The organism is Bacillus sp. JJ1521 (assembly GCF_036965165.1).
Lineage (GTDB): Bacteria > Bacillota > Bacilli > Bacillales > Bacillaceae_L > Ferdinandcohnia.
Genome location: NZ_JBALOX010000262.1, coordinates 436 through 2,916 on the forward strand (window position 1 = coordinate 436; position 2,481 = coordinate 2,916).

Genomic DNA, 2,481 nt, shown 5'->3' on the forward strand with positions numbered 1-2,481 from the left:
GCTCGGCTTTTTTGTTATTCGTAATTCTGATATCTCTCAGGGTGTTGCTGTATTTGGTCGTGCATGATTTCGATTAACTCAGTCGGAAACCGCACACTTTTTACTCCCCCATCAATCGTATACGTCACAAGGTACATGACGTCATCCTTTTGAATTTCGATATCCTTTAGTTTAAACTCATTCACTAAAATATCCTCAAACAGATCGAAAGTATCCTTCGCTGCTGTATCATCTGGCCTTGCCTCAGCTACCACTTTAATCGTTAACCAATTATAAATTGCATCCTGTAGGGATTTCATCAGATTGCCTCCTACGCTTCGCTTTTCTTTGTTTGGTGAAGTCGGATTTTATAAATGAATAAAATAAAGGCGGTGATCGCTAATCCTTCCGCGATCGGTAAGAATGCACCTAAAAACGTTAAAATTGTACAGCCTAGGGCAAGACATAAATAAATGACAATATTTTTTAATAATGGAAGTTTTTTTGCAAATCCTAAACGAAACACGATAATCGTTAGGAGTAAGATTACAATGAACAATATATTTGCACCGACATTTGGAGATGTCGAAGTATAGATTGTTCTTGCAATCGGCCACATGTGTTCATAGACATCCATATCCATTCATACCCTTCTTTCTCATACTAACTATCATTAAAGTATCAGAAAGGGACAAGGTTCACAACCTTATTGATTAACTTCAGCAAGTTTTTTTCGTTTTGCTGCTTTCTCGCGTTCATTTTTATCAAGAACTTTCTTACGTAGGCGGATCGATTCTGGCGTTACCTCACAATACTCATCATCGTTTAAATATTCAAGTGATTCTTCTAATGACATAATGCGAGGCTTTTTCATAGTTGTTGTTTGGTCTTTATTAGCTGAACGCATGTTTGTCATTTGTTTAGCTTTAACGATATTAACCGTTAAGTCATTTTCACGAGTATGTTCTCCAACAATCATACCTTCATAAACCTCAGTACCAGGCTCAACAAAGATTGTACCACGGTCTTCTACACCCATAATTCCGTACTGGGTTGCTTTCCCAGATTCCATTGATACAAGAACACCTTGTCTTCTTCCACCAACATTACCTGAAGCCATTGGCTTGTAGCTATCAAAGGTATGATTTAGAATCCCAAAGCCTCTTGTTAAGGTTAAAAATTCAGTTGTGTAGCCAATAAGTCCACGTGCAGGTACTAGAAAAGTGAGTCGCACTTGACCATTACCATTGTTAACCATATCTAACATTTCGCCTTTACGTGCACCAATAGATTCCATGATTGAACCCGTATGCTCTTCAGGTACATCAATTTGAACACGTTCAACTGGCTCACAACGAACTCCATCGATTACTTTTACGATAACTTGTGGCTTAGATACTTGAAGCTCAAAGCCTTCACGACGCATATTTTCAATTAAAATGGATAGGTGAAGCTCCCCACGACCAGAAACAATCCATGCATCTGGAGAATCAGTATTGTCTACGCGTAAGCTTACATCCGTTTGAAGCTGTGCACGTAAACGTTCTTCAATTTTACGTGAAGTTACAAATTTTCCTTCACGTCCAGCGAATGGACTATTATTTACTAAAAACGTCATTTGTAAAGTCGGCTCATCAATATGAAGAATTGGCAAGGCATCCTGGTGGTCAATTGGACAAACTGTCTCACCAACATTAATATCCTCCATACCCGATACAGCAACAAGATCTCCCGCTTTTGCTTCCTGGATTTCAATTCGTTTTAAGCCTGAAAATCCAAAGATTTTTGACACACGGAATTGTTTTACACTGCCATCGATTTTCATTAAAGCAACTTGTTGTCCAACATGCATCGTACCTCTGAACACACGTCCAATTCCAATTCTTCCAACATAATCATTATAGTCAAGTAATGCTACTTGGAATTGTAAAGGTTCTTCACTATTGTCAATTGGAGCAGGAATGTTTTCAATGATACAGTCGAATAATGCTTCCATGTTCTCATCCTGCTTGTGTGGATCTGTACTTGCTGTTCCATTAAGTGCTGAAGCATAGACGACTGGAAACTCTAATTGTTCCTCAGATGCATCCAGTTCAATGAATAAGTCGATTACTTCATCAATAACTTCCTCTGGGCGTGCAAAGTCACGGTCAATTTTATTTACAACTACAATAGGTCTAAGATTTTGTTCCAATGCTTTTTTCAATACAAAACGGGTTTGTGGCATACAGCCTTCATAAGCATCGACAACTAATAGTACACCATCAACCATTTTCATAATACGTTCAACTTCACCACCGAAGTCAGCATGTCCTGGCGTATCCATAATATTAATACGGGTATCTTTATAATTAATTGCCGTATTTTTGGCAAGAATGGTGATACCACGCTCGCGTTCAATATCATTTGAGTCCATTACACGTTCATCTACATGCTCATTAGAACGGAAAGTTCCTGATTGATGAAGCATTGTATCTACAAGTGTTGTTTTTCCATGGTCAA

The 2,481-nt window shown here is 38.3% G+C and carries 3 protein-coding genes; all 3 read right to left on the reverse strand.

The window, feature by feature from the left end; translation table 11 throughout:
• Nucleotides 1-14 precede the first annotated feature (14 nt).
• A complete protein-coding gene (locus V7147_RS24265; protein WP_335370363.1) occupies nt 15-299 on the reverse strand; it encodes a hypothetical protein in 285 nt (94 codons plus the stop codon).
• 11 nt (nt 300-310) lie between these two features.
• Nucleotides 311-616: a YlaH-like family protein gene (locus V7147_RS24270; RefSeq protein WP_438824649.1), complete on the reverse strand. Its 306-nt coding sequence runs from the start codon at nt 614-616 to the stop codon at nt 311-313.
• 69 nt (nt 617-685) lie between these two features.
• On the reverse strand, nt 686-2,481 hold a 1,796-nt coding region (gene typA / locus V7147_RS24275), incomplete at its 5' end, for a translational GTPase TypA (RefSeq protein ID WP_335370364.1).

Bases quoted from the DNA above. Each gene is read 5' to 3' on its own strand.
- V7147_RS24265 (WP_335370363.1), bottom strand. From the start codon at position 299: ATGAAATCCCTACAGGATGCAATTTATAATTGGTTAACGATTAAAGTG.
- V7147_RS24270 (WP_438824649.1), bottom strand. From the start codon at position 616: ATGGATGTCTATGAACACATGTGGCCGATTGCAAGAACAATCTATACT.